This is a genomic window from Kaistella gelatinilytica (genome assembly GCF_015679325.1).
In the GTDB taxonomy this organism is placed as follows: domain Bacteria; phylum Bacteroidota; class Bacteroidia; order Flavobacteriales; family Weeksellaceae; genus Kaistella; species Kaistella gelatinilytica.
On record NZ_JADPVI010000002.1, the window covers coordinates 70,452 to 94,706 of the forward strand.

General features: G+C 36.2%; 23 protein-coding genes and 1 pseudogene. 12 read left to right on the top strand and 12 right to left on the bottom strand.

Going from position 1 to position 24,255, the window contains the following annotated elements:
* The first annotated feature begins 138 nt into the window (after window positions 1–138).
* From IV494_RS07595 to IV494_RS07635, 9 genes and pseudogenes are all read left to right on the top strand, one after another.
* On the top strand, window positions 139–1,419 hold the full coding sequence (locus IV494_RS07595) for an acetyl-CoA hydrolase/transferase family protein (RefSeq protein ID WP_196079567.1): 1,281 nt from the start codon (window positions 139–141) through the stop codon (window positions 1,417–1,419).
* 349 nt (window positions 1,420–1,768) lie between these two features.
* On the top strand, window positions 1,769–2,173 hold the full coding sequence (locus tag IV494_RS07600; protein ID WP_196079568.1) for a hypothetical protein: 405 nt from the start codon (window positions 1,769–1,771) through the stop codon (window positions 2,171–2,173).
* 195 nt (window positions 2,174–2,368) lie between these two features.
* Window positions 2,369–2,449 (top strand): annotated as a pseudogene (locus IV494_RS14940) (hypothetical protein); the annotation flags it as partial.
* A 113-nt stretch (window positions 2,450–2,562) separates the two neighbouring features.
* Window positions 2,563–3,348, top strand: coding sequence for a hypothetical protein (locus tag IV494_RS07610; protein WP_196079569.1), 786 nt, complete (start codon window positions 2,563–2,565; stop codon window positions 3,346–3,348).
* A 210-nt stretch (window positions 3,349–3,558) separates the two neighbouring features.
* Entirely contained in the window at window positions 3,559–4,689 is a 1,131-nt protein-coding gene (gene hppD / locus IV494_RS07615; protein ID WP_196079570.1) for a 4-hydroxyphenylpyruvate dioxygenase, read from the top strand.
* A gap of 69 nt (window positions 4,690–4,758) precedes the next feature.
* A complete protein-coding gene (locus IV494_RS07620) occupies window positions 4,759–5,220 on the top strand; it encodes a hypothetical protein (RefSeq protein WP_196079571.1) in 462 nt (153 codons plus the stop codon).
* A gap of 78 nt (window positions 5,221–5,298) precedes the next feature.
* A complete protein-coding gene (fahA, locus tag IV494_RS07625) occupies window positions 5,299–6,546 on the top strand; it encodes a fumarylacetoacetase (RefSeq protein WP_196080150.1) in 1,248 nt (415 codons plus the stop codon).
* A gap of 127 nt (window positions 6,547–6,673) precedes the next feature.
* The gene (locus tag IV494_RS07630; protein ID WP_196079572.1) at window positions 6,674–7,084 is read left to right on the top strand and encodes a GxxExxY protein; all 411 of its coding nucleotides are present in this window, start codon (window positions 6,674–6,676) and stop codon (window positions 7,082–7,084) included.
* A 79-nt stretch (window positions 7,085–7,163) separates the two neighbouring features.
* On the top strand, window positions 7,164–7,985 hold the full coding sequence (locus IV494_RS07635) for a flavin reductase family protein (RefSeq protein WP_196079573.1): 822 nt from the start codon (window positions 7,164–7,166) through the stop codon (window positions 7,983–7,985).
* 73 nt (window positions 7,986–8,058) lie between these two features.
* Here IV494_RS07635 and IV494_RS07640 read toward each other — a convergent pair whose 3' ends face one another.
* Complete coding sequence (locus IV494_RS07640; protein ID WP_196079574.1) at window positions 8,059–8,880, bottom strand: T9SS-dependent choice-of-anchor J family protein; 822 nt, start codon at window positions 8,878–8,880, stop codon at window positions 8,059–8,061.
* Between the two features lie 197 nt (window positions 8,881–9,077).
* Here IV494_RS07640 and IV494_RS07645 point away from each other — a divergent pair, with 197 nt between their 5' ends.
* Window positions 9,078–9,773 carry a TMEM175 family protein gene (locus IV494_RS07645; RefSeq protein ID WP_196079575.1) on the top strand — a complete coding sequence of 232 codons (696 nt, stop codon included), beginning with the start codon at window positions 9,078–9,080 and terminating at the stop codon, window positions 9,771–9,773.
* Between the two features lie 19 nt (window positions 9,774–9,792).
* On the opposite strand, the gene IV494_RS07650 is transcribed toward IV494_RS07645, so the two are convergent.
* The 10 genes from IV494_RS07650 to IV494_RS07695 form a co-directional block, all read right to left on the bottom strand.
* Window positions 9,793–10,617 (bottom strand): TerC family protein, encoded by an 825-nt coding sequence (locus IV494_RS07650; RefSeq protein ID WP_196079576.1) that lies wholly within the window; start codon window positions 10,615–10,617, stop codon window positions 9,793–9,795.
* 76 nt (window positions 10,618–10,693) lie between these two features.
* Window positions 10,694–11,542: an alpha/beta hydrolase family protein gene (locus IV494_RS07655; RefSeq protein WP_196079577.1), complete on the bottom strand. Its 849-nt coding sequence runs from the start codon at window positions 11,540–11,542 to the stop codon at window positions 10,694–10,696.
* An 11-nt stretch (window positions 11,543–11,553) separates the two neighbouring features.
* Window positions 11,554–13,140: a flotillin family protein gene (locus IV494_RS07660; protein ID WP_196079578.1), complete on the bottom strand. Its 1,587-nt coding sequence runs from the start codon at window positions 13,138–13,140 to the stop codon at window positions 11,554–11,556.
* Window positions 13,141–13,162: 22 nt separating this feature from the next.
* Window positions 13,163–13,732: a serine protease gene (locus IV494_RS07665; protein WP_196079579.1), complete on the bottom strand. Its 570-nt coding sequence runs from the start codon at window positions 13,730–13,732 to the stop codon at window positions 13,163–13,165.
* 148 nt (window positions 13,733–13,880) lie between these two features.
* Window positions 13,881–15,959 (bottom strand): M13 family metallopeptidase, encoded by a 2,079-nt coding sequence (locus tag IV494_RS07670; protein ID WP_196079580.1) that lies wholly within the window; start codon window positions 15,957–15,959, stop codon window positions 13,881–13,883.
* A gap of 255 nt (window positions 15,960–16,214) precedes the next feature.
* Window positions 16,215–18,308, bottom strand: coding sequence for a M13 family metallopeptidase (locus IV494_RS07675; protein WP_196079581.1), 2,094 nt, complete (start codon window positions 18,306–18,308; stop codon window positions 16,215–16,217).
* 95 nt (window positions 18,309–18,403) lie between these two features.
* The gene (locus IV494_RS07680; protein WP_196079582.1) at window positions 18,404–19,066 is read right to left on the bottom strand and encodes a head GIN domain-containing protein; all 663 of its coding nucleotides are present in this window, start codon (window positions 19,064–19,066) and stop codon (window positions 18,404–18,406) included.
* A 151-nt stretch (window positions 19,067–19,217) separates the two neighbouring features.
* A complete protein-coding gene (locus IV494_RS07685) occupies window positions 19,218–19,814 on the bottom strand; it encodes a DUF2238 domain-containing protein (RefSeq protein ID WP_196079583.1) in 597 nt (198 codons plus the stop codon).
* A complete protein-coding gene (locus IV494_RS07690; RefSeq protein ID WP_196079584.1) occupies window positions 19,811–20,185 on the bottom strand; it encodes a YkvA family protein in 375 nt (124 codons plus the stop codon). The genes IV494_RS07685 and IV494_RS07690 overlap by 4 nt, the downstream gene beginning before the upstream one ends.
* Window position 20,186: 1 nt before the next feature.
* Window positions 20,187–21,440: a CinA family nicotinamide mononucleotide deamidase-related protein gene (locus IV494_RS07695; protein WP_196079585.1), complete on the bottom strand. Its 1,254-nt coding sequence runs from the start codon at window positions 21,438–21,440 to the stop codon at window positions 20,187–20,189.
* A gap of 313 nt (window positions 21,441–21,753) precedes the next feature.
* Here IV494_RS07695 and IV494_RS07700 point away from each other — a divergent pair, with 313 nt between their 5' ends.
* Both IV494_RS07700 and IV494_RS07705 read left to right on the top strand, forming a co-directional pair.
* Entirely contained in the window at window positions 21,754–22,134 is a 381-nt protein-coding gene (locus IV494_RS07700) for a SpoIIAA family protein (RefSeq protein WP_196079586.1), read from the top strand.
* A gap of 43 nt (window positions 22,135–22,177) precedes the next feature.
* Window positions 22,178–22,657, top strand: a complete 480-nt coding sequence (locus tag IV494_RS07705) for a Dps family protein (protein ID WP_196079587.1) — start codon at window positions 22,178–22,180, stop codon at window positions 22,655–22,657.
* A gap of 83 nt (window positions 22,658–22,740) precedes the next feature.
* Here the strand turns inward: IV494_RS07705 and IV494_RS07710 are convergent, their stop codons facing one another.
* Window positions 22,741–24,033: a T9SS type A sorting domain-containing protein gene (locus tag IV494_RS07710; protein WP_196079588.1), complete on the bottom strand. Its 1,293-nt coding sequence runs from the start codon at window positions 24,031–24,033 to the stop codon at window positions 22,741–22,743.
* Between the last annotated feature and the right edge of the window lie 222 nt (window positions 24,034–24,255).

Consider the following 24,255-nt stretch of genomic DNA (forward strand, 5'->3'; position numbering starts at 1 on the left):
AATATAAAATCAATTGGTCTTCAAAAGCAAAAATTAGAAAGCATTTCTTCAAAACTGATTTTACTCATCACTAATATGAATCTAAATAAGTAAATTTGAAAAAGAAAGCAGAATAAAATTAAACTAAAAGAATATAGCATGAGTCAATATGTAAGTGCCGAAGAAGCGGTATCATTAATCAAAAGCGGGGATCGAATTTTCTCACACGGAAGTGCATGTACACCGAATTTTTTGATTGATGAGTTGGCAAGACAATCTTCCCGACTTCGAGATGTAGAATTTGTTTCGATCACGCAACAGGGAAATGTCGAAATCGCAAAACCTGAGTATAAAGACAGTTTCTATATTAATTCTCTTTTTGTTTCGACACCCGTTCGTGAAGCGGTAAATTCAGAACGCGGCGATTTTGTTCCTATATTTTTAAGTGAAATTCCATTGCTTTTTAAAAATGGAATATTGACCCTGGATGTTGCAATCGTTACAATAACACCTCCAGATAAACACGGTTACTGCACTTTGGGAACTTCTGTAGATGTTGCCAGAAGCGCAGTTGACAATGCGAAAATAATTATTGCACAAGTAAATCCAAGAATGCCAAGAACTCACGGTGACGGGATGATCCATGTATCCAAAATTGATAAAATGGTTTGGCATGATGAGGAACTTTTAACTGTAGATTATGGGGCAAAAGTAACGGAGTGTGAACTATTGATCGGAAAAAATGTCGCAGAGTTAATTGATGACAGATCGACATTACAAATGGGAATCGGAACCATTCCGGATGCAGTTCTAAAATGCCTTCACAATCACAAAGATTTGGGAGTTCATACCGAAATGATCAGCGACGGAATTGTAGATCTGATAAAGAATGATATCGTCAATAATAAATTTAAAGGAACGCATTTGAACAGAACCATCACCAGTTTTGCGTTTGGTACCCGAAAATTATACGATTATATTCATGACAATCCTTCGTTCGCTTTTATGGATGTTGAACACGTGAATTACCCCATCAACATTATGAAAAATAAAAAAATGGTGGCGATAAATTCTGCGATCGAAATAGACTTAACTGGTCAGGTTTGCGCCGATTCTATCGGGACTTATCAGTTCAGTGGAATTGGTGGACAAATGGATTTTATGCGTGGTGCTGCACTTTCTGAGGGTGGAAAACCAATCATCGCCATTTCTTCAAGAACAAAAAAAGGCGTACCGAGAATCGTGCCCTATTTAAAACAAGGAGCTGGAGTTGTAACCACTCGCGGACATATTCATTACGTGGTGACCGAATACGGAACTGCATACCTCTATGGGAAAAATTTGAAACAAAGAGCAAAAGCACTCATCGAAATCTCTCATCCAGATGATCGGGAAATGCTTGATCAGGCAACTTTTGAAAGATTCAAAGTTTTGATGTAATTTTTTAGGATCAACGAAGTTTCATGTTTTCATGAAAAAACGCCGCTTTTATTTACAATCTTTTTTTCCGTATAATTCCCGGTTCTTTGAATAAGATTCCGATAAGAAAAAAAGGATTTCCATTTCGATCGGGGCTATAAGTTCGTGAAGTCTGTCATTACGAGCGAAGTACTACTGTCGTACGATTCAATTGTATGACATGCAGAATAGTAATAATTACAGTGTTTATTTTTAATCAAGGCTACACGGAGAATTCGGGCTGCAGCGGAGGTTGTAAGTAAAAATACGTTCTTGATTTTCACAATGTTTTTAAGGTTTAATTAAAGTAATTTTATAAAAAATTTAAAATATGAAAAATCTACCCTTCGTCTTACTGTTTATTTTACCAACTGTTATGAACGCCCAGGAAACGAAACAATCTGAAATTAATCAGTACCTCAAAAAAGCAAATACAAAAAAAAAGACAGCAAACATACTCTTAATAACCGGCGGCGGCTTGCTTCTGACAGGAATCGTCGTTTCAGCAACGGCACAACATAAAAATAGTATGTTGATTTCAGATCGCGATTTAGCCGGACTCGGACTCTCTGGTTTGGGAATTTTATCGGCGGTGGCTTCCGTTCCTTTCTATATTTCTGCTAAAAATAACAAAAATAAATCTTTACAAATTTCTCCGACAACAGGAATTCTCAGATCAAATTCTATTACAGAACCAAAAAATTATGCGACGGTTGGACTCAATTTTAATTTTTGATTGTTTAGTAATCACGTAATTTAGCGTAACTAAAAACAAGAAAAATGTCAACACTTACATTTGTCGAAAAAATAGCTCAGACAGAGAATTTTTTACCAATTACGGAACCGATTATATTGAGTTTTATGTAGAAAATAAAAAGCATCCACATTCGGAACAGCTTATCTTTATGGTAAACGTTCAAAACAAAGAGCAAAAGCAATCATCGAAATTTCTCATCCATATTATCGGGAAATGCTGGACCGGCAACTTTTGAGCGATTTAAACTGCATTTAAAATAAAATATTATTATTTGCATTTCTAGCAAAAATTGAATTAAGCTCTTGATGCTTATTTTATTATGCTACATTTAAAGAATTGTTATCTTTGTTCCGAAAAAAGATAAAAATTTGGAAAATATTTACAATGCCATTAAAAAGGATATTAAATCTCATCCAGATGTTACATCATCAATTTTAGGTCTTGTTCCCGAATGGAAAAGAAGTCAGTTCATTATATTGTCAGAAATTATTTCTGCATATTTGTCGACCTGTCCACTCTTAACGCACGAGCGGAAACTCAACTTGGGCGTCACCATTTCAGCCATTACTTTACAGCGCTTTTTTGAAACTGATTATCACGTTAAAACGCATAATGATTTGCGCTTCATCAAAACTTTAGATAAGATCTGCTTATTTTTAGGGAAGATTGATTTAAATAATTACATCCACGACCGCGTTCATAAGATCGATGAAATTGAGACTGATACGCTACACGTAGATCACATTGAAAAAAGCCTGATTCTCAACTTTTGTAAATCTCAGTTTGAAGCGTTAATTGATCTACCCAAAATTAGCATCAACAGAATTTCAAGATTTGTTTACCTGGAATCGCCATTGACTGAAAGAATTCGGGTTGCAATGGAGGAAAAGAGAAAGAATAATTTAGTTATTGTTACAGAGAACAACCGATCTAATTATGAAGTTTTTGGAATGACGAAGATCAGCGATGATGGAAAACTGAAAGTAATTAAAACCCAGGAATTCTGGAATTTGTTGTTCATAGATGGTGATCAGAATACGTACATTGCGAATCACCTTAATACCCAGTTCTATTTTATAAAAAGATTCGGAGAGGAATGGAAGATCTGGGATAATTTTAATCCCGATTACGGACAGATCCTAAAAATAAAATAAGCCCCAAAATAGGGCTTAGTTTACATCATTTGTGTTTCTAGAATATCTAAATATTTCTATGCTGCAAATATAAAAGAAGTAACATTCTCCCTTCAAACTTAAAAATACTTAAAAATACTTATAAGCACTTGCTTTCATTTTCAAATCTGAAGGATGCATTTTCGTAAAACCTAAAATTATCGTAATTTGGCATTACTAAACAAAAGAAAAATGTCAACACTTACATTTGCGGAAAAAATAGCACAGGCAGAGAATTTTTTACCCATTAACGGAACAGATTATATTGAATTTTATGTAGGAAATGCGAAGCAGGCAGCCCATTTCTACAAAACGGCTTTCGGTTTTCAGTCCGTCGCTTATGCGGGACCCGAAACGGGAGTTCGTGACCGATCTTCTTACGTCGTTCAGCAGGGAAAAATCCGGTTGGTTTTAACATCTGGATTAAATTCTGATTCTCCGATCTGTGAACATCAAAAAAAACATGGCGACGGTGTAAAAATTTTAGCACTTTGGGTTGATGATGCTTATTCGGCTTTTGAAGAAACGACAAAAAGAGGTGCAAAACCTTATTTAGAACCAACTACTTTAGCCGATGAGAACGGTGAAGTTCGTATGTCGGGAATTTATACGTACGGCGAAACGATTCACATGTTCATTGAAAGAAAAAATTACAAAGGTGATTTTATGCCAGGTTATCAAAAATGGGAAAGCGTTTATAATCCAAGCGATGTCGGACTTTTATATGTTGATCACTGTGTAGGAAACGTAGACTGGAACAGAATGATCCCGGTTGTGAAATGGTATGAAGATGTGATGGGATTTGTAAATATTTTAAGTTTCGACGACAAACAGATCAACACTGAATATTCAGCTTTGATGTCTAAAGTGATGAGCAACGGAAACGGTTTTGCAAAATTCCCGATCAATGAACCTGCAGAAGGAAAAAGAAAATCTCAGGTAGAAGAATATTTAGATTTTTACGAAGGAGAAGGTGTTCAGCATATCGCAGTTGCAACAAGAGACATCATCAAAACCGTTACCGAATTAAAAGCCAGAGGAATTGAATTTTTACCGGCTCCTCCGAATACGTATTACGAGATGGTTCCCGAACGTGTTGGAACGATCGACGAAGATCTTAAAAAACTTTCTGATTTAGGAATCTTAATTGATTGCGATGAAGAAGGTTATCTTCTCCAAATTTTCACAAGACCTGTTGAAGATCGCCCTACTCTTTTCTTCGAAATTATTGAAAGACACGGCGCACAAAGTTTTGGAGCAGGAAATTTCAAGGCATTATTCGAAGCCTTAGAAAAAGAGCAGGAAAAAAGAGGAAATCTTTAAATAAAGTTTTCAAAATTGATTTCTGCAGGTATATGAAAACTTTTCATTAACAAAATTCATAAGTTTAAAATGACAAAAATATTTTCTTTCGTCTTACTTATCGTGGGTTCTATGGTAATGAAGGCTCAATACGGTTCTATCAATGCAATTCTGGATAAATTAGAAGCGAGAAGAGGAATTAATCAAAATCTGAAAGACGTCAATATCGATAACACCAAATTTGTTCTGATCAAAGAATTTGATGATCATACAGAAAGAAGTTTTATCATCATCAAAGGTAATTTGGCAACTTATGTCGAAATATTTGATGATAAAAAAAATGGCGAAACTTCATCTAATGTTTTCTCGGGAGATGTAGTGAGAACAAATCACAACATCGTATCGCTAAGAGCTGATAAACTGGAAGGAACAAAAATTGCGATTCCCATTGCAAAAACATTCCTCATGACGAAACAAAAAGAAGTGCTTTATCTCGTCGACATTAATACCAAAGACCGCTGGATCGAAGAAGGCGCGATCAATAAAAAATAAATCTTACTCAATTATAAATAGGTTCAAAGTTTAAATATCATTTACACTTTGAGCCTTTACTTTAAATTCTAAAAAATGATAAAATCTTTTATAAACTACGATCAAAATTCAGATTTTTCTATTCATAATATTCCATTTGGTGTAGGTGTTTTTTCCAACGAATATATTGCATGCTGCACCAGAATAGGTGATATGGTCATCGATCTCGCAACGCTATACGATTACGGATTTTTTGATGAAATTGAAGGCATTAACGAAAATGTTTTTGAAGCTTACACTTTAAATGAATTCATCGAACTGGAAAAACCTGTAACAAACGCCGTCCGTTTAAAAATCCAACAACTTTTAGACGAAAATTCAAAACTGGCAAATGACGAAAAAACGATTGAAGAATGTTTTTTCAACGCAGATCAAGTCCGAATGATGATGCCGGTTCACATTCCAAATTATACCGATTTTTACAGCAGCATCGAACACGCGACCAACGTTGGGAAAATGTTTCGTGATCCTGCAAATGCATTGCTTCCCAACTGGAAACACCTTCCTGTAGGTTATCATGGCCGCGCTTCTTCGATCGTTGTTTCAGGAACCGATATTATTCGTCCGAAAGGTCAGATGAAACCTGCCGATGTCGAGTCTCCCATTTTTGGACCGTGCAAGCAACTCGATTTTGAACTGGAAATGGCGTTCATCGTCAATAAAAATACCGAAATGGGCGAAAGTATTTCTACCGCCGAAGCAGAAGATGCCATTTTCGGAATGGTAATTTTCAATGACTGGTCGGCTCGAGATATTCAAAGCTGGGAATATGTTCCACTTGGACCATTTTTAGGGAAAAACTTTGGAAGTTCAATTTCACCCTGGGTCGTAACTTTGGAAGCCTTAATGCCTTTCAGAACCGAATCGCCAAAACAGGAACCAGAAGTTTTAGATTATTTAAAATTTGAAGGCGACAAAAATTTTGACATCAATCTGGAAGTTTATATCAAACCTGAAAATGGGACTGAAAATTTAATTTCAAAAAGCAATTACAAATTCATGTACTGGAATATGACGCAACAATTGGCGCATCATACCATCAACGGTTGTAATGTTGAAGTTGGTGATATGTACGCATCTGGAACGATTTCCGGGGAAAATCCAAACTCTTTTGGTTCCATGCTCGAATTAACCTGGAGAGGAACGAATCCTTTAAAATTAAAAGATGGGGAAGAACGTAAATTCATCAATGATAATGATACGGTGATCATGAAAGGTTTTGCTGAAAAAGATGGAATGAGAGTTGGTTTCGGAGAGGTTTCTGGAAAGATTTTACCTGCAAATTAATTTAAAAACCACAAAGAACTGGAACTATTGATCGTTTCTAATTAACACATTAGTTTTATTACTGTTCCTTAATTTTAAGTTCACATGAGGACACATTAGATTTCTTATCATTTAATTTTTACGCAAGATGGAGATTACACAGAAATATATCAATGAACTGACCTATAAAATTACCGGAGCTTGCATTGAAGTTCATAAAATTGTAGGTCCTGGTCTTTTTGAAAATGTATATCACGAGTGTCTTAAAAAAGAATTTGATCTACTTGAAATAAAATATCAATCAGAACTTGAGATTCCTTTCAATTATAAAGATAAAATTATCGCGTGTAAAGTTAAATGTGATTTTTTAATCGAAAACCAGATTGTTTTGGAAATAAAATCTACTTCAGACTTTAATAATTTTCATCGTGCACAAACAATGAATTATATGAATTTGCTAAAAGTTCCAAAAGCAATCTTGGTAAATTTTAATGTCAATAATTTGTATCACGAAGGACATGAAACATTTGTAAGCAGATATTTTGCAAACCTAAAATAATGTGATCTAAATGTTCACCAAGAATTCAACTAAAAACTAATGTGACTAATGTGTTAAAAAGACACCAATTCCAAACGATATGAAAACAATTTCTCCTCAAGATCTAAATAATTTCCAGTTACAAATCCTTTTGCAGACTGCAATTGCTCCACGACCGATCGCTCTGGCTTCGACGATTGATAAAAATGGAAATGTGAATTTAAGTCCGTTCAGTTTTTTCAATATGTTCAGTTCTAATCCGCCGGTTGTGATTTTTTCTCCAGCCAGAAGAGTTCGTGACAATACGACGAAACATACTTTAGAAAACGTTCTGGAAGTTCCGGAAGTCGTGATCGGAATTGTAAATTATAAAATTGTACAACAGATTTCTTTAGCTTCTACGGAATATGAGAAGGAAATCAACGAGTTTGTAAAATCAGGTTTAACCATGAAAGATGCTGATCTGATTCAACCAAAACTGATCGAAGATTGCCCGGTCAATTTAGAATGTAAAGTTCTGGAAGTAAAACATTTGGGAACTGAAGGTGGCGCCGGAAATTTAGTCATTTGTGAAATCATTAAAATACATGTTCGCGAAGAATATTTAGATGAGGATGGAAATTTAGACCAGAAAAAACTTGATCTCGTTGCACGATTAGGTGGAAACTGGTATTCCCGAAATAATGCCGACAATTTGTTTGAAGTTCCGAAACCATTAGTAACAAAAGGAATTGGCTTCGATTTATTACCCGACGAAGTTAAACACAGTAAAATCCTCACAGGTAATGACTTAGGAATGCTTGCGAATACAGAAGAGCTACCAAGCGGAAGTTTCCACGAGGATGAGAACAAACATCTGGAAGCACAAAAGCATCTTTCAGAAAACAATATTGCAGAAGCCTGGAAAATTTTACTAAAATAAAACTTGACTTTACTTTTTAAACAAAAATATCCCGACTACAAATCGGGATATTTTATTTAATTTTAAAAATTTTTTATTTCTTAATAAATTTGAAAGTTTTTACTTTTCCCTCAGAATTTGCTTTACCGATATACATTCCTGGTTTTAGTTGAGATACATTTAATTCAACTTTAGAAGATTTAGATTCTTGCGACATTACTTTCTTCCCGGATAGATCGTAAATTTCCAGACCAGAAAGTCCTTTCGAATCAGCGATCGTTAATTGGTCGACTACAGGATTAGGATAAAATTTTAAGCTTGAAGTATTTACATTTTCAGTAGCCAGGTCAGTTTCAAAAACCTTCACATTATCTAATGCCAAATAAAATTCATCCGGATCAGAAAAAGCCCGGAATGAAATATAATAAATACCGTCAGCTGGAACGGTAAAATTAACAGTCGCCGTTTGATAAGGATAATTATTGATCGCCTCATTGATCCACAACTGCGTCGTCTGGCCCGCTACCGATTTTGAAGTTCCAATCTTTACCTCCATCTTTTCTGTAAAAATAGGATTGATCCCCTGATAATCAAATTTTAAAGTGAGGTTTTTCCCAGCTTTTAAATTGAGACCACGGGAATACAGATAAGTATTTGCCGCAAAAGTATCATTGTATTCATAGAGCATGTAAAAAGTTCCTTCCGACGGATCTGGCGTTGAAGATGAAGCTTGTGCACGAGTCCAAATATTACCCTGACCTTCGTTGGTAATGATCCATTCATCTAGATCTGCAGTTTCAAAACCATAGGAATACGGTAGATTTGCGCTTGAACTTGGACGATTGCTGTGCGTATTCTGAGCAATTAGAAAAGATCCTAAAAACAGAGAAAAACAAAAAAGTAGGTTTTTTTTCATAAGAGAAAATTTTGTTATTCATCCAAATATAATGAAACAAATTTGAGCAACCTAAATTAAGGGAAGTCTTTCCAATCCTAAAAAATTTCTCTTTACAATTTTGATTTGATTTATAACCTGAAAGCTAGCGCCGAAAAAAAAATGACTTTAAAAATTAATCCAACAGAATTTTGTGTTAATTTTATAAAAAATTACTGATGGATCAACTGCAACATCATCCTCACAAACAAGACTTTCAGGTCGAACGTTTAATATTTTTTTCTGATGCAGTTTTTGCGATCGCTATCACGATTTTGGTGATCGATCTAAAAGTTCCGGTCGTTCCGGAAAGTGCTACGGAACAGGATTTCCTAAATGAATTCGCCAAACAGATTCCGCAAATTATAGGATTTGTATTAAGTTTCTTTATTATTGGAATTTACTGGACCGCGCATCATAACTTGTTTGGTTACGTGATCAATTATACCAAAAAACTTCTTTGGATCAATCTGGTTTTCCTTTTCACGATTGTGATTATGCCTTTCACTACGGCAATTTATAGTGAATATTCTGTAACTGAAGGACATTTAAAATTAATTTCGCCTTACGCGATCTATGTTTTTAATGTCTGTTTTTCGGGAATTATGAATTTCATTTTATTGACTTACGTCACTAATCCAAAAAATAAAATTACCGAATTTGTTCCGGAAAATTACGTCAAATATGGGAAAATAAGATCTCTCGTTACGCCTGTCATTTTTCTGATTTCTTTACTCGTCTGTCTTCTATCTCCCGGAATTGGCAGAATGATCTTATTTCTAATTCCTTTCGCGATGGCTTATATTGGCAGAAAAATTAGAAAATCAAATTTAATTGCAACAACAATTTCAACGAAAAAGCAGAAAAAAGAGTGAAAAAATTCACTCTTTTATTTTAATCGTTATCTTCTTTGATGCTTAAATCTTTATTCAGATCAGGGTTTAATTTCAGATATTTTTTTTCTTGATTATTTCTGAATTTAATGTTCAGAACCTCGACTAAAAGACTGAAAGCAAGACAGGAATAAATGATATTTTTACTCACATGCTGGTGAATTCCTTCAGCAACCAACATGACCCCGATCACAACGAGGAAAGAAAGTGCAAGCATCTGTAAACTCGGATATTTATTAATGATACTGGAAATTGGTCCTGCAAAAGCCATCATCATTCCAATTGAAATTACTACCGCAATGATCATCAAAACTACATTATCAACCAATCCAATTGCGGTAAGAATTGAATCAAGGGAGAAAACCATATCAACTAAGATGATCTGGATAATAACCATCGTCATCAAAGACGATCCGGCAGATTTTGGTTTGTGATCTTCATCGTGTGCCTGCATTTTTCCATGAATTTCGAAGGTACTTTTAAGGATCAAAAATAATCCACCGACAAAAAGGATCAGGTCTTTCCAGCTTAAAGCTAATGGCAGATCACTTCCCGGTTCATCAATAAATGGCAGCGTTATAACAGGTTCTTTCAAGCCGATGATCCAGCTGATCATTAAGAGTAAAACTATCCGGAAAACCATGGCAAAAGTCAATCCCAGATTTCTCGCGAATTTCTGTTTTTCTTTGGGTAATTTATCTGAAATGATGGAAATGAAAATAATATTATCAACCCCCAGAATAATCTCCAGAAAAGTAAGGGTCAATAAGCTGATCCAAATCTGGGGTTGCGCAAAATCTGGAAATTCGAGAATGGATAAAAGCATTTTAATTTAAATTTTGGCCGATAAAATTATCAAAATTTTAGAGGACTTAAATATTAAGTTTTATTAATATTGCGCCTTAAAAATGTTCCTTAATAAACCTGATCATCGTAGAAGTTGCTTTCTTCAAATCCTCCGGAAGTTGATTTTCTGTCCAGGGTTCTTTTGCCCCGAAAGTATGATTTGCATTTTCAAGAAGAACCAGTTCAGAAGTTTTGCACCATTCATTCAAGAGAAAAGCTTCCTTGTCTTTAACCGCATCATCATTTGTTCCCTGAATGATCAAGAGCGGTTTTACCAAATGTTGTGCTGCATATTGAATATCAAAACGCTCTTCGTTCCTTTCAAAATCCTTAAAAAACTGAAAATAATGAGGCATTTCCTGATGTGTTCTTTTGTTTTCTGAATACATAACTCCGGAAGTTTTCCAGTCTTCAAAACGTTGTTGATTCGGAAAACGGTATTTGAAATTGCTGACTCCCGCTAAAGAAACGATGAGTTTTACGCGCTCGTCTTCAAAACCTTTGATGACCGTAATTCCGCCGCCTCGACTGTGACCGATAATGGCGATCTTTTCTTTGTCCACGTGAGGATCTTCCTGAAAATAATTCAAAACCTCATCGTAATCTGACATTTCTTTGGAGAAATTATTATTTCCAAAAGCTTCTAAATCGGCGAAATTATTTGGTTGTTCTATGGTTGTTCCATTGTGGGAAAAATTAAATTTCACAAAAAAGAAACCTGCTTTTGCAAATTCTTCGGCCATCAAATTCCAGGCGCCCCAATCTTTGTAACCTTTGTAACCATGGGCAAAAATTACGAGCGGTAAATTTGTTTCGTTTTCAGGATAAAATGCATCCGCCAAAAAATCCCGGGTTTCGGGATTTTTGATGATGATATTTTTCTGCGAAGTAATTGGATTACTCATGATGTTTTAATTTAAGTCGGATTCGTATCGTTTTCCGGCAAATCAGGTTTGATTTCCGGTTTGATTTCCGGTTTGATCTCTTTCTTCACCTTTTCAACAGTTTTTGCAATATCGTGTTTCGTTTCTGCTTCAGATTTTCCTTTCAAATAATCAGGAAGATTTAATCCTGCCATATTGAAAAGATCGTTTAAAGGCGGCACCGTTTTCATCATTCCCGACACAAAATTAGCGGTAGAACCGTTTCCGTCGGCATTATTTCCACTGTCCCAAACGGTGATCTTATCAATTTTAATATTTTTCACGGCTTCAACCTGAGTTCTCACCAATTCCGGAAGTTTCTCGATTAATAGTAATTGGAAGGCATTTTTAGCATCACCACCAGCAGCTTTTACAACTCGATCGTAACCTTCTGCCTGCTTCGTCAAAATTTCATAAAGACCTTTTGCTTCAGCTTCCATTTTTAAGAAAATAGCATCTGCTTCTCCTTTTGCATTCAAACGAATTCTTTCTGCATCAGCTTCTGCGTCGATAATTATTTTCTGTTTTGAAATTTGAGCGGGAACTACGACGTTTGCCAGTTGGGTGGATCGTTCTCTTTCAGCTCTTGCTGTTTCTGCTTTTTGTTCTGCTAAATAAGATTCTTCCAACGCTTCGGCAGCCTGAACTTTTTCAGCAGTCATCGCAAGTTTCAAAGCTTCTGCTTCTTTTTCTCTTCTTTGTGCATCAGAATTTGCAATGGTGATTTTTGCATGATTTTCTCCTTCGACTGCAATTGAATTCGCAAGAGAAGTTGCAATTCTGGATTCCCGCATCGCTTCTGCTTTTCCGATGGACTCATCTTTTTCAGCAGCAGCAATACTCACTTCTCTGTCTTTTTGAGTTACCGCAATTCGAACATCACGGTCTCGATTTGTTTCAGCGATCTCAATATCTTTTGAACGGTCAGCAGAAGCTTTTCCCGTTTCCCCGATCTTTTCCTGTTCTGCAACAGAAATTTTCGCTTCGTTGATCGCTTTAGCTGCAGCTTCTTTTCCTAAAGCCTCGATATAACCTGATTCATCTCTAATATCGGTAACGTTTACGTTGATCAGTTTCAGACCGATTTTCTTCAATTCGGTATCGACGTTTTTAGAAATGTTATCTAAAAATTTATCACGATCGGTATTAATTTCTTCAATGGTCATGGTCGCAATTACCAAACGCAATTGTCCGAATAAAATATCTTTCGACAATTCCTGAATCTGTTCCGGCGCTAAACCCAACAATCTTTCTGCTGCATTTCCCATGGTATCAGGTTCTGTGGAAATGGCAATTGTAAAACGACACGGAACATCAATTCTAATGTTTTGTTTTGAAAGGGCATTCGTTAAATTGGTGTCGATGGAAATCGGTTTTAAATCCAGATAAGCGTAATCCTGAATTACCGGCCAAACAAAAGCTCCACCACCGTGAATACATTTTGCAGATGTTCCTCCTGTTCTACCATAAATTACCAAGATCTTGTCGGATGGACATCTTTTGTAACGCGAAATAAGGGCTAAAAAAGTAACGAAGAATACGAATACCGCTACTAAAATAAGAATAATTGTTCCGGACATATAAATAGTTTATTGATTTGAATTATATTGGAGTGACGATTAGAACACCGTCTAAAATTTCTACGACTTTCACTAATCGGCTCGAGAGTAAAGGCATTTCTGAACGCGTCATGGCTTGAAGTTCATGGTTTGCACCATTTACAGAAATTAATATTTTACCTCTTCCCGACATTTCTGCGGGAATATTCAGATAGACTTCACCACTTTTTCCTGTCAAATTGTGGATGTTGAATGTATTATCTTCAGTGAGTTTCATGATCTGCACGATGAGAATAAAAAAGATAAAAACGAAAGCAACTCCGACCGCAAAAGCGAGCGCGACCAAAATCATTTTGTTCGTTATCGTTTCGAAGAAGGCAACTCCTGTCCAACCAAAGCCGAGTAGAAAGTTGATCAGGTTTCTTAATGAAAATAATTGAAATGGCGCATCTGCATGATTTAAATCTCCATCAAAATCGGTGTTTGCTACATCTGCGGAATGACTGCCGGTAAAAGTGAGAACAGTTTGAACCAAAAAAATAAGACTTGTAATCAATGCGATATACCAAAATATTTTTTGGAGTTGATCCATTCCCTCAAGAAAATCTAACATGGTGGTTTTTTACAAATATAGGATTTTGTGCTTGATTTTAAGATTAATTATGCGCTACTTTCCCGAAAATATTGATCATTTTGAAAATAAAAAACCCTTTCAGCCTTTGAAAGGCTGAAAGGGTTGTGATTAATAAAAACTTATCTTTTTACCAGATTTTTATTCTTTCTGCTGGTGCTTTGTATAATTTATCACCTGGTTTTACATCGAATGCTTGATAGAATGAATCCTGATTCACCAATGGTCCAAATGCCCGGAAATATCCTGGAGAATGTGGATCTGTTTTCACCTGATTTACCATAAACTCCTCTTTAGATTTGGTTCTCCAAACGGTTGCCCAACTCATGAAGAATCTTTGATCTTGCGTCATATTACTTATTAATCCTGGATTTCCGTGATCTTTCAAATACATTTGAAGCGCGGTGTACGCAACTGCTACTCCACCTAAATCACCAATATTTTCTCCGCTTGTGAATTTTCCGTTGACAAAACTTCCTTTCACTGGTTCGTAGGCATTATATTGAGTAGCTAATTGGCCAACTTTCGCATCGAAATTTTTTCGGTCTGCATCAGTCCACCAATTATTAAGGTTTCCGTCGCCATCGAATCTGGAACCTGAATCATCGAAACCGTGCGAGATCTCGTGACCGATCACTGCACCAATTCCACCAAAATTCACGGCAGGATCTGCTTTGAAATTAAAGAACGGGGGTTGAAGAATTGCAGCCGGGAAAACGATTTCGTTGTTAGAGCCGCTGTAGTAAGCGTTTACAGTTTGTGGCGCCATTCCCCATTCGGTTTTATCAACCGGTTGTCCAACTTTCGCTAAATTCTTCGCATATTGCCAAGCGGTGATATTTTGAAGATTTTTGTAATAAGTTCCGCCATCTTGTGGTCCTTCCAACTGTAATCTTGAATAATCTTTCCAGGTATCTGGATATGCAATTTTCACAGCAAATTTTGCTAATTTTTCCTGCGCTTTCACTTTGGTTTCCGGAGACATCCAGTCGTTGTCTGCGATGTGCTGCTGGAAAGATTTTTTGATGTAGCCAATATAAGTTTCCATTTGTTCTTTTGCACCTGCAGGAAAATATTTTTCTACATACAATTTACCAAATGCTTCTCCTAAAACACCATTAATAACGCCCAAACCTCTTTTGTTCATGGCTCGCTGTTCCTGTTGTCCCTGCAAAAATTTAGAATAAAAATTGAAATTGATATCATCTAACTGCTTGTCTAAATTTCCAGCGTTGGATGAAACCAATCTTGCTTTCATGTAATCTTTGATCAACGGAAGCGTTCTTTCGTTAATCCACGAATCCATATTCTGGTAATATTTCAATTCGCTTACGATTACTTTATCGGTTTTTACGCCGGCATCGCTCAAATATTTGGGTAAATCGATATGCGTTACCAATTTAGAAAGTTCAAGTAATGTTTTTGGATTGTAACGAAGATTAGCGTCGCGATTTTGTTCATTAGTCAATAAATCTCCTGCCAGTTGTTTTTCGAAAGCGACAACTCGTTGCGCAGTTTGATCTGCATTTTTATTGCCTAGAACGCCGAAAAGTTGCGCCAGATAATTTTTATATTCTGCTAAAGTTTTGGTATTCGCTTCGTTGTCTTTTTGATAATAATCACGGCCTAAACCAAGTGAAGCACCGCCAAAATAGACGGCATTCATTACAGAATTTTTCATGTCTGCACTCACTCTCCAAGCGTAAAAAGGATTGTCACCTGTTTTGGTTGCTTCGGTTAGATATTTTTGCAGATCTGCAACAGATTTGATCGCATCGATTTTATTCAGGTCATTCTTGATGGGATTGATGCCGTCGGCATTTCTTTTATTCCAATCCATATAAGTTCCGTACAGATTCTGGATTTTCTCACCTTCGGAATTGGCAGAGAATTTATCGGTAAGGATTTTATTAAGGATCTCTAAAGAGGAATTATCGACATCTTCTCTCAAAGCGTTGAAACTTCCCCAACTTGTTTTGTCGGCAGGAATCTCGGCAGTTTTCATCCAGTTTCCGTTGACATAATTAAAGAAGTCATCTTGTGGACGAACAGAAGTGTCCATATAAGAAAGGTTGAGACCTTCTTCAGGAATTACTTTTGTTTCTACCGGCATTTGTTGAGTTTCAGTTTTTGCGGTCTTTGTGGTTGAACACGAATTCAGGGCTATAATACCTGAAAAAGCAAGTACAGTAATGGTGATTTTTTTCATAAGATCGTAAATGATTTTTTGATATATTTCAAAGATAGTAATTATTTTATCGTTTTAAAATAGCTTTTATTAATGTCTCTTTTCTTGCGTAAGCGATTGCAGCGGTATCCTTTTTTGTGCCGTTCAACAAACGGTATAAAAAAGATATAGCGGAAAGCGCGACCCGAGTGATGGGAAAGCTTTGGCGAGGGTTACGCTCTAAAAAAGTCACTCCAAATTAATGAAGTGACTTTCTAATTATTTAATCTTAAATGATTACCAGATTTTAATTCTTTCCTCTGGTTTTTTATAAAGTTTGTCACCATCTTTTACATCGAACGCTTTGTAGAAAGCATCGGTGTTAACCAAGGGACCAAATGCTCTGTATAATCCCGGTGAATGCTCATCGGTTTTCACCTGGTTTAATACGGCAGCTTCTTTTTGAAGGGTTCTCCAAACGGTTGCCCAACTCATAAAGAATCTTTGATCCTGCGTATAACCACTGATCATTCCTGGGTTTCCGTGGTCTTTTAAATACATTTGAAGGGCGTCGTAAGAAATATTTACGCCACCTAGATCTGCAATATTTTCACCGTTGGTAAAAGTACCATTGACGAAGGTTCCTTTCACAGGTTCATAAGTGCTGTACTGCGCTGCGAGAGCTTTTGTAGCTTTCTCGAAGTTGGCTTTATCTTCTGCAGTCCACCAATCCACTAAATTTCCATCTGCATCAAACTGCGCTCCTGCATCATCGAAACCATGTGTCATTTCGTGACCAATTACGGCACCAATTCCACCAAAATTAATGGCTGCATCTGCATCTGGATTAAAGAAAGGCGGCTGTAAAATCGCAGCCGGGAAAACGATCTCATTGTTCAAAGGATTGTAATACGCATTCACGGTTTGTGGCGACATTCCCCATTCTGTACGGTCAACCGGTTTACCGATCTTGTCTAAATCTTTTTGGTATTGCCAAGCGGTCACATTTTGAAGATTGTTGTATAAAGTTCCGCCATTTTTTTCGGAATTAATGGTGAGTTTCGAATAATCTTTCCATTTGTCCGGATATGCTACTTTTACGGTAAACTTGTTCAGTTTTTTTAAAGCTTTTTCTTTCGTTGTAGGCGACATCCAGGCTAAATTGGTAATATGGGAAGCGAAACTTTTTTTCAGATAATCGATCAATTCGATCATTTGAGTTTTTGCAGCAGCAGGGAAATATTTTTCTACATACAATTTCCCGAAAGCTTCACCCAAAACGCCGTTGATCATTTCGAAACCACGTTTGTTCTGCGCTCTTTGCTCCTGTTGTCCTCTCAAATATTTACCATAAAACTCAAATTTCTTCTGATCAAGATCCGCAGAAAGATGACTTGCATTCCCGGAGATCATATGAAATTTCATGTAATCTTTGATCAAAGGAATGTTTTTGGCATTGATGAATTTATCTAAATTCTTGTAATATTTTAATTCACCAACAATTACTTTATCGGTGTTTACGCCAACAGCAGCCAAATATTTTGGCAGATTTACATTTTTAACCATTGTCGAAAGCTGCGCCATCGTTTCTGGATTGTACTGTAAAGTTGCATCTCGAATTTGCTCATTGGTTAAATAAGATTGCGCGATACTTTTCTCAAAAGCAACGATATTATTTGCAGCAACTGAAGAATTTTTATAACCTAAAACATCGAGCATTGAAGCGATATATTTCGCGTATTCTGCTAAAGCTTCCGTATTTTTTGCATTTACTTTCTGGTAATAATCACGCCCCATTCCGAGCGAAGCATCGCTTAAATAAACCGCGTTCATTTGAGAGTTTTTCATGTCAGCATCAACATTCCAACCGTAGAAAGGGTTTTCGCCATTTCTGGTCGCTTCGATGAGATATTTTTGCAGATCAGAAACATTTTTTATAGCGTCAATTTTTGCTAAATCACCTTTGATCGGAGCGATGCCATCAGCATTTCTTTTCTCCATATTCATATACGTTCCGTACAAATCCTGAATTTTTTTGCCTTCACTTCCGTCTGTAAACTTATCGTTCAAGAGCGTGTTCAGGATTTTCATTGAATTGTTGTCGGTATCTTCTGCCAGTTTATTAAAACTTCCCCAAGATGATTTATCTGAAGGGATTTTTGCCGTTTTCATCCAGCTACCGTTCACAAAATCGTAGAAATCATCTTGCGGACGAACCGATTTATCAAACGTTGTGAAATCTAAACCTTTTTCCGGCATTTCTTTTACCACTTCTTTTGGTGTTTCCATTGGTGTAGCAGGCGTTTCTGGTGTTGCTACCGCTTTTGTAGCACAAGAGTTAAGGGCGATTATTCCGGCGAAAGCCAAAATACCTATGTTTATATTTTTCATTGAAAAAGCTATTTATAGTTTAGTCTCTATTATTTTTTATTTGTTACAGCATACCAACTAAAAAAGTCATTCTTTTCGAATGACTTTGTTGTAATTTATTTAAAGTTTATTTTCCCACCGATGACATTTTTCACCTGTCTGTCATTTGGATCACCGTAAACATCGATAACGCCGCCCGCTCTGGTTGTTGCGTTTACGGAATCAGAAACATTCACTTCTGCAAATCCTCCCGCGTTCGTGGTGACGGAAGCACTTTGAGATTCTATATTTTTACCTAAATATTTTGCACCGGAATTGACCAAAATATCCTGATGATCTGCATTGCCGGAAACTGTAATTTCACCCCCAGAATTCATTTTCGCATTCAGTGTTTTTGCATTCACTGCTAAATTTACTTTTGACCCTTCATTGGAAGTTAGCGAAAGCATTGTTCCTTCTACTTCATCTTTAGAAGAGATGATTGAACCCTGACTTGCCTGAATATCATTGAGATTTTTGTAGAAAACTTTTACAGAAACCTGATCTCCCTGCATGATTTTGGTGGGCGCCATTCGAATTTTAAGTTCCCCATTTTTGTTCACCGTTTCCAAATCGGCGTTGTCGCCTGCTGTTTCGACTTTGTTTTCGTCGGAATGAATAAGTACGACTGTGATCTTATCGTACACTTTCAACGAAGAAAAATCGCCTACATTTCGGGTCGATTGTGCGAAGTAAAATTGAGAAGCGAGGATTAAAAAACTTCCGAAAAATTTGTTCATAATTAAATTGATTTATAGTTTATAAACGTTTTCAATGCTCAATTATTTCAAATTTAAAAAAAAGATTTACACTTTTTGTACAAAGGATTTTAATTATTTGACCTTAAATAATTTAAGTAAAAACAACTAAATAAAATTAATAGCAATTAATTTACGGCAATTCCTGAATTTTTTTATCGTGAATTTTAGCAAAGAGCAACAATGCAAATATTCCACCTACAAGTGCCATAAACATATCGGTTTGAGTGTCCCAAATATAACCTTGCGTTCCTAAAAAACTGTCGCCTGATTCGCCAGAAAACAAAGAAACCCACCATTCTATCATTTCATAAAAAGCACTGATCGCCAGAATAATTGAAATCACAATAAAGAAAAGCCAGGATTTTTTATGAAGAACTTCTTTTCTAATTAAAATTTCGCGCGCAATTAAAGCTGGAGAAAATCCCTGAATAAAATGACCGATCTTATCATAATTATTTCTTGTTCCGCCAAAGAGATCATTCATCCACTTGAAACCGGGAACTTCTGCATACGTGTAATGCGCTCCCAAAAGCAAAACTAAAATATGTATGAAAATTACGGTGTAAACTAAATTGGTAAACTGAAATTTTCGGAAAATAATTAAAGCTAAAATCCCCAGAATCACAGGAAAAGCTTCGAGCCACCAGGTGAAATTTTCCTTTGCTCCAATTAGAGAAAATACTGTGGCAACCAATGTTAAGATCAATAAAATATATTTGAGTTTCATTTATTAAAAAATTTTAAATAGAGAAAAATGAGAAGAGCAACATAGATCGCAATCACAGGAATTGCCAGATACCATCTTTTTTGCAGCTTTTCTTCTGCATTAACGTTGGCTTTAATTTCTTCGTAAAGATTGTCTGGTATTAAAGAAACCGTGATTTTGATAAGGATCGGAACTAAAATTAAATCATCCAAAATTCCCAGTAAAGGAATAAAATCTGGGATTAAATCAATGGGGCTTAACAAATAAGCAATCGTAATTCCCGCAAAGATTTTAGCGATCAAAGGCGTTCGTTTATCCCGCAAGGCATAGTAAATCGTGATACTTTCCTGCTTGAGATTTTTCAGTTTCTGTTGAAGTTTTTTTAAGCTCAAACTAAAATTTTTCCTGGATTAAAATCTCGATGAGATCTTGCAAAACTCTTTGAGAAACAAAATTGGCAAAATCATTTCTTTCCAAATGCGGAAGAAACAATCGGTTTGTTTTCTCGAAATCCTTTACACGAATGGAATAAAAAACGGTTCCGATCTCATTATCAAATTCATCAGAATTGGGTCCTGAAACTCCTGTCGTAGAAAGAGAAATGTCGGTGTGAAATAATTTCTGACAACCAAAACTCATTTCCTGAGCAACTTCTCCTGAAACCGCAGTTTTTTCTGAAATGGTTTTCTCTGAAACGCCTAAAATCTCTATTTTTTTATGATAATCATACGGAATTATTCCGCCCAGAAAATAGCTGGAACTTCCGGAAACCGAAGTGATCAATCGCGTTAATTCTCCGCCGGTGCAGCTTTCTGCGGTGGAAAGCGTGAGTTTTTTTTCGATTAAAAGTTCTTTCAAAATCTCCTGAATTTCGTTGCCATTCCAGGAGATTACTTTGTCGCCAATTATTGGCTTGAGTTTTTCAGATTCCTGCTGGAGTTGATTTTTTAATTCTTCTAAATCATTTCCGTTTGCGGTTAATCTAAGTTTTACGCGGTTTCCGATGGGTAAATAAGAGAGAGAAATATTTTTTGGTAACGCCAGTTCCCAATCTTCAATGGTTAAAGCCAATAAACTTTCGGGGAAATTAACGACAGAAATTATTTGAGATTCAAGGTGATTGAGAGAAAATTTGTTCTTTAAAAAAGGAATTATTTTATCTTTAATCAACGGTTTTACTTCGTACGGAACTCCGGGAAGACAAATGGTAATTTTGCCGTTTTCTTCGATCATTTGACAGGGCGCAGAACCATTTTCGTTCTGAAAAATACTGGCTTTGGATAAAACAACCGCCTGATTTCTGTTGATCTCCAGTAAGTGTTCGCGATTTCGTTTGATGAATAGTTTTCTTAAATGCTCAAAAGTTTCGTCGTGTAAAACCAATTCATCATTAAAGAATGCAGCAAAAGCAATTTTAGTCTTATCATCTTTCGTTGGTCCTAAGCCGCCGGTTGTAATGATGATATCGCCCAATTCGTGAGCCGTTTTTAAAGTTTTCCGGATGGCTTCAAATGTGTCTGAAATGGTAAAAATCTGCAGGACAGGAATTCCGATATTTTTGAGATGATTTGCGATAAAATTAGAATTGGTATCGATGGTATTTCCAGATAAAATTTCGTCGCCGATGGATATAAGAACTGCTTTCATTTTTAAATTTAATCGGATAAAATTACGGAATTTAGGAAAGAGAATTTATGTATTTGAAAGTTATTTTGGTTTGTTCATGATAGATTTTATAAATCCGCGCTTTTTAAAAATGTTTGATGGAACGATGGTTCAATTCTTGTTGAGAACAGAAGGAAATCCTTTCGGAAGAAGAAACCAATTTTATTTTAGCCCCGATTGAACGGCCTGTTTGAGCTCTCCCGATGCAATCGGGAAGCGAGTAGTGAAAGCGGGTTTTTCCGTGGAAGAAAATAGAAATCCTGGTGCTTCTAAAAAACATTAAAAAACAAATATTATGATTACAGTCATTCCTGATGTGCCCGAAAATGTTGCGGCATTTAAAGCGACCGGTGAAATATCGACCAAAGATTTTGAAAATCTGGTTTTTCCGCATGTAAAAGCGAAAGTAAATACTTTTGATGAGCTCAATTATCTCTTTCTTTTAGATACCGATCTGGATCAGTTTACAGCAGGAGCCTGGTTTCAGGACGCGCTTTTGGGTCTGAAAAATATTACAAAATGGAACCGTGCGGCAATTGTAACGGATAATAATAGTGTGCAGAATTTCACGGCAATTTTCAGTGTGATCATGCCGGGAGAATTTCGGTTTTTCCCGATCGAAGATCTAGAAAATGCGCTGTTCTGGTGCGCAAATGGTGATGAAGTAAACGATTAATGATTCATTAATAAACAATCAATATTAAATCAAATAATAAATTATGAAACCCAACTTAGGAATTACAGCGAAGAATTTAGATTCGGTCAACGATGTGCTTAACCATGTTTTAGCCGATGGAAATGTACTTTATATTAAACTGAGAAAGTTTCACTGGAATCTATCGGGAGATAATTTCATGGAACTTCACCTTCTTTTTGAAGATCAATACACTGCGGTTGCAGAAGCGATTGATGAAGTTGCGGAAAGAATCAGCACTTTGGGCGGAGTTGCGATCGGAACTACTTCTGAATTCGCGAAAATGTCTCTACTGAAAGAAAAACCGGGGAAAGTTCCGACGGTTCAGGAAATGTTGCGCGAACTGGTAGGTGATCACGAAACGATCGTAAAATCTTTGCGTAAAAATTTAGATGTCGTTGAAGATAAATATGGCGATGCCGGAACATCGGACTTTTTAAATGGTTTGATGCAAAAACACGAAAAAATGGCGTGGAAACTGAGAAAATATTTCAAAGAATCTTAGAATTCCATTTAGATCAAAAAAGTACAGCTGAAAAATCAACTGTACTTTTTTTGGGGTCAAACTTAATTAGTTAAAGAAAACTTTTAATCTTTAATCAATTTTACGGTTTGAACTTCTTTGTTTGTTTTCACTTTCAGAATGTATAATCCTTTGGTTAAAGTTGAAAGATTAATTTTGTTATCCACAACGGTTCTGGATGAATACACCAATTGTCCGGTTGTGCTGTAAACTTCTGCACCTAGGATTTTATCGGAGGATCTTATCGTCGTGATGTCTTTTACAGGATTTGGATAAACACTTAACTTGTTGGAAACCGAAACTTCATTTGAAGCTAAAGCTGCTCCCGGTAATTTAATTAAAAATCCTCTTGCATCACCTTCAATAAAATTGGCTCCGATTCCGCCCAAATATTTTCCGTCAGGTGAAATTCCGGTTGGTACCGCAAAAACAATGTTTAAATCATCATATCCTAAGCTTGTAACATAATCGTTAAGATTAACTTTTCCACCTGTTTTAGTCCAGATAAAACCTTCACCTAAAAGAATACTTGTGGTCGGATCGAAAGATAGTCCCAATGCAACGGAACCATCATCGGATATTACAGACATGCTGGTAACAAAATCTGGATTATCGCTGCTTAGGAAAATGGTTCCTTCGGTTTCATTCCAAATATAACCTTCCCCAGTCGTATTTTTTATTCCCACAACTGTTTTTCCGTCTGCACTTACTGCAGAAGCAGCGCCAAGAATATTTCCGTCATTATCTTTTAAAAGTTGCTGAACACCATTTTTCCACATTGCTCCCTGACGAATGCCGTTACTTGCATCTTGCCAGCCAACGATCACCGAACCATCTGCACTTACCGCATCAGCTCTTGAACTTCTTGTTGCAACTGTACTTCCCAAACCTACGATCGCCGCACCTTCTTTCCAATAAACGCCCTCTCCCTTTGAGCTCGTATTCCACGCAAATCCTACAATGTTTTTTCCGTCAGACGACATTCCCCAAGCGGACGAAGTATCAGATCCCGAAGAAACTCCTAAGTAACCCAGAAAATTTAGAGACTGATTCGCAACTTTATATAAAACAGCTTCTTCTTTATCTTGGTTTGCGGGATTTGGTAGCGCCATAGAAATGATCGATCCATCAGCAGTGATATTGCAATTTCCAGAAACTCCGTTTGCACCGGCTTCTCCAATGACTATTCCGCCAGTTTCTTCAGACCACATAAAAAATGTGCTTCCATCTACGTTACCAACTGCAACGCCGGTATTCGAAACATCACTTACCTGAACATAACTGCCAAGATCACTTACCTGAGCATTTGCAAACGCCAGTGAACAAACTCCGATAGCCAGAGTGTAAAACTTTTTCATAATATTTTTTTTGAATTATAAAAACAAAGATCTTTTTTCTAACCCTGTAAATAAAGTTTTTGGCTTGTAAAATTCATGAATATCAAAAACTATAAATCGATTAAGATCTGATAATCAAACTTTTAAATTTTACTTCTTATTTGTTTTCTATTCACTAAACGAAACTATTTAAGTGAATATGAAGATTTATCTGGTTGAAATGTTGCTTTAAGGTCTAAAAAC